This is a genomic window from Streptomyces kebangsaanensis (assembly GCF_001906585.1).
In the GTDB taxonomy this organism is placed as follows: Bacteria; Actinomycetota; Actinomycetes; order Streptomycetales; family Streptomycetaceae; genus Streptomyces; species Streptomyces kebangsaanensis.
In genome coordinates this window covers 96,478-100,132 of the sequence record NZ_JUJA01000163.1, presented here as the reverse complement: position 1 = coordinate 100,132, position 3,655 = coordinate 96,478, and the positions used below count along the sequence as shown (strand labels likewise).

Annotated in this window: 3 protein-coding genes and 1 pseudogene; 2 read left to right on the top strand and 2 right to left on the bottom strand. The window is 76.4% G+C overall.

The window, feature by feature from the left end; all coding sequences use genetic code 11:
- The first annotated feature begins 22 nt into the window (after nucleotides 1-22).
- Nucleotides 23-1,006: a small ribosomal subunit Rsm22 family protein gene (locus tag RH94_RS32140; RefSeq protein WP_073951860.1), complete on the top strand. Its 984-nt coding sequence runs from the start codon at nucleotides 23-25 to the stop codon at nucleotides 1,004-1,006.
- Between the two features lie 188 nt (nucleotides 1,007-1,194).
- Here the strand turns inward: RH94_RS32140 and ddaH are convergent, their stop codons facing one another.
- The gene (gene ddaH / locus RH94_RS32135) at nucleotides 1,195-2,058 is read right to left on the bottom strand and encodes a dimethylargininase (RefSeq protein ID WP_073951859.1); all 864 of its coding nucleotides are present in this window, start codon (nucleotides 2,056-2,058) and stop codon (nucleotides 1,195-1,197) included.
- A gap of 186 nt (nucleotides 2,059-2,244) precedes the next feature.
- On the opposite strand from ddaH, the gene RH94_RS32130 reads away from it, so the two are divergent.
- Nucleotides 2,245-2,982 carry a bifunctional DNA primase/polymerase gene (locus tag RH94_RS32130; RefSeq protein ID WP_073951858.1) on the top strand — a complete coding sequence of 246 codons (738 nt, stop codon included), beginning with the start codon at nucleotides 2,245-2,247 and terminating at the stop codon, nucleotides 2,980-2,982.
- Nucleotides 2,983-3,330: 348 nt separating this feature from the next.
- Here RH94_RS32130 and RH94_RS45165 read toward each other — a convergent pair.
- Nucleotides 3,331-3,655 (bottom strand): annotated as a pseudogene (locus RH94_RS45165) (hypothetical protein); the annotation flags it as partial.

Sequence of the window (3,655 nt, the reverse complement as noted above, 5' to 3'; positions counted from 1 at the left end):
CCGGGCCTGAGAGAATCGCACGGTGAACGACGCCGCGCCCACCTCGGAAACCCTCCGCGCCGCCCTCTCCGGTCTGCTCGACGGGCTGCCGCCCCGGCAGGCCGCGGGAGCCGTGGAGCGGCTGATCGCCAACTACCGGGGGAACACCCCCACCGACGCGCCGGTCCTGCGGGACCGCGCGGACGTGGTCGCCTACGCCGCCTACCGGATGCCGGCCACCTTCGAGGCGGTGCGCTCGGCACTGGAGGCGTTCGCGGACGCCGCGCCCGGGTGGGTCCCGGGCAGCCACGTCGACGTCGGCGGCGGGACGGGGGCCGCGACCTGGGCGGTCGCCGCCACCTGGGACGGGGCGCGGCCGGTCACCGTGCTCGACTGGGCCGAGCCCGCGCTCGCCCTCGGCCGGGAGATCGCCGAGGCCGACCCGGCCCTGCGGGACGCGCGCTGGCAGCGCGCCCGGATCGGCACGGAGCTCGCCCTCGACCCCGCCGACCTCGTCACCGTCTCCTACGTCCTCGGCGAGCTGACCGACGCCGACCGGGCCGCCGTCGTGACCGCCGCCGCGGACGCCGCGCAGGCCGTCGTCGTCGTGGAGCCCGGCACGCCCGACGGCTACGCCCGTGTCATAGAGGCCCGCGACCGGCTGATCGCGGCCGGCTTCCACGTCGCGGCGCCGTGCCCGCACAGCGCCGCCTGCCCCATCGTGCCCGGCACCGACTGGTGCCACTTCTCGGCCCGCGTCAGCCGCTCCTCCCTGCACCGGCAGGTCAAGGGCGGCTCCCTCGCCTACGAGGACGAGAAGTTCAGCTACGTCGCCGCCGCCCGCTTCCCGGTCGCCCCGGCCCCCTCCCGCATCGTCCGCCGTCCCCGGATCCGCAAGGGCCAGGTCCTCCTGGACCTGTGCGAGCCCACCGAGGAGCTGCGGCGCCGTACGGTCACCAAACGCCACGGCGCCCCGTACAAGCGGGCCCGGGACGCGGCCTGGGGCGACCCCTGGCCGCCGCGATAGCCCTCCGGGCACCCTCGGGGCGGGGCGGCGGCCGCGGTGCGCGGCTTCCCGGGAGGGACCGGTCCGGCCCCGCACCCGCCGCCCGGCCCCGCAGCCGACCCGGCGCCCGGCGTCGAGCCACCGTCCCGGACGGCCCTCGGCCCATCGGCGTGCCGAGCGGGCCGTGCGGGCCGTGCGGGCCGTGGGACTCAGGGGCGTAGCTCCTGGGTGCAGCACTTCGCGCCGCCGCCGGCCTTGTGGAGTTCGCCCAGGTCCACGGCGAGCGGTTCGAAGCCGCGCTCGCGCAGCGGGGCGTACAGGCCCGTCGCCGCCTGCGGGAACACCACGTGCAGGCCGTCGCTCACGGCGTTCAGGCCGAACGCCAGCGCGTCCTTCTCGCCCGCGAGCAGCGCGTCGGGGAACAGCCGGCGCAGCACCTCGCGGCTGCCGGGGGAGAAGGCGGGCGGGTGGTACGCCACCTCGTCCGCCTCGTCGTCCAGGACGGTGAGCGCCAGGCCGAGGTGGTGGAAGCGCGGATCGACCAGTTCGAGGGAGATCACCGGCCGGCCGAAGAACTCCTGCGCCTCGCCGTGCGCGAGCGGGTTGGTCCCGAAGCCGCGCCCGGCCAGCAGCCAGGAGGCGGTGACGGCGAAGTCGCCCTCGCCCTCGTTGATGTGGACGGGCACGTGCAGGTGCGCGAAGCCGTTCTCCGCGAACCACTCCAGGTGGGCCCCGGCCTCCGGTTCCCGGTGCGGGTGCGCGAACCGGGCACCGAAGACCCGGCCGTCGGCCACCGTGGCGCCGTACGCCGTGAACACCATGTCGGGCAGGCCCGGCTGCGGGGCGAGCTCCTCGACGGCGTGCCCGAGGGAGCGGTACACCTCGCGGAGCTGCTCCCACTGGGCGAGGGCCAGCGGGGCGTCGACCGGCTTGTCCGGGTCCGTCCAGGCGTTGAGGGAGTACGTGACGTCGAAGTGCGCGGGTGGGCACATCAGGTAGCGCCGGGGTCGGGCGCGGCGGGGGCGGGCCAAGGGGGGCTCCTGGGAAACCTCAGGGACTCGTCTGCTGCCCATGGTGCGCCGGTCCCGCCCGCCGCGCGCGTGCCGGACCGCCGGCTTCGCCCGCGTGAGTGGCGCGCGGCACACTCCGGGGCCCCGGCCGCCGGTGACCTGTGCCCCGGATGTGGGGTTTGGTGCCCCGAGGCGCAGGATGGTGGGACGATAGGGCATGCTGTCCACACCAGCGAGGCGAGGGGATAGATGAGCGCGGAGTTCGGCGGCCGGACCGGCCGGCAGGGCAAACTCACCCACTGGCTGCGCGGACGCCGCCCGAAGGACACCGCCGACGACGGCGGTCGTGAGGCCCTGCTGCTCGCCGCCGCCGCCGCGGGGCTGCCGCTCGCGCCCGCCGCGCACCCGGGGACCGGCTACGGCTGTTCCTGCGACCGCGTGGGCTGCCCCACGCCCGCCCGGCACCCGGTGTCGTTCGCCTGGCAGACGCAGTCCACGACCGACCGCGCGCAGATCGAGCGCTGGGCCCGGCACCAGCCGCAGGCCAACTTCATCACCGCGACCGGCATGGTGCACGACGTCCTGGACGTGCCGCTCCAGGCCGGCCGGGAGGCCCTGGAGGAGCTGCTCGCCGCCGGCGTCGAGGTCGGCCCGGTCGCCGAGAGCGACGACGGCCGCATGCTGTTCTTCACCCTCACCCGCGGCACCCCCGAGGACGAGGACGAGTGGTGGCCCTGCGAGCTGGACTGCCACCCGGAGACCAAGGACGAGCACCCGGGCCTGCGCTGGCACTGCCGCGGCTCCTACGTCCTCGTACCGCCGGCCCGTCTGCCCGGCGACGACGACCACCGGGTGCGCTGGCTGCGCGGGCCCGAACACCCGCTCCCCGATCCGCTCACCCTCCTGGAACCCCTCATCGACGCCTGCGCCCGCCACGCCACGGACGACCCGGGCCCGGTCGCCGGGTCCTGGCCCCTGCGCCACTGAACGCAGGGCTCCGCCCGGACCGCGGAAGCCGTGCCGCGCCACGCGACCGCCTGTGCCGGGATCACACCCGCGGGCGCGAGCCCGCGCCGGAAGTCCGCCCGCCCGTTGTCTGCGTCCGCCACGCCACGGACGACCCGGGCCCCGTCGCCGGGTCCTGGCCTCCTGCGCCACTGAGCGCAGGGCTCCATCCGGGGCGCGGGAGCCGCGCCATGCGCCGCCCGGCCGGGCCCCCGCGGGCCCGGGTCCGCACCCGTGCACAACCCGCACCCGTGTCGTAAGCGCGTGCCCGCGCCCGCGCCGCGCGTCCACGCCTGTGCCGAGTCCGCCCGCACGGCGAATCCGGCTCCGTCACTCCCCCAGGGCCGACGTGAGTCCCTGGACGCGGGCCAGGATCGACACCTGCTGGTCGCCCGCGTTCCTCGGTGGGTCGAGGGCCATCTCGTTGGAGAGGAACTCCATGGTCAGGGACTGCCTGATCTCGCCGGTGGTCAGGGCCTGGACGTTCTTGTTGGGGGTGGGGACGGTGGCGCCCTGGGCGGCGGTCTGCTTCTCGTAGTGGCGGGTGGTGAAGAAGACCAGCGCGCCGCCGTCCGCGGTGCGCAGCGCCAGCGGGGCGTACGCGTCGTCCGTCAGCGGCTGGTCGATGTACTGCCGGGCCAGCCCCGGCCGGCTC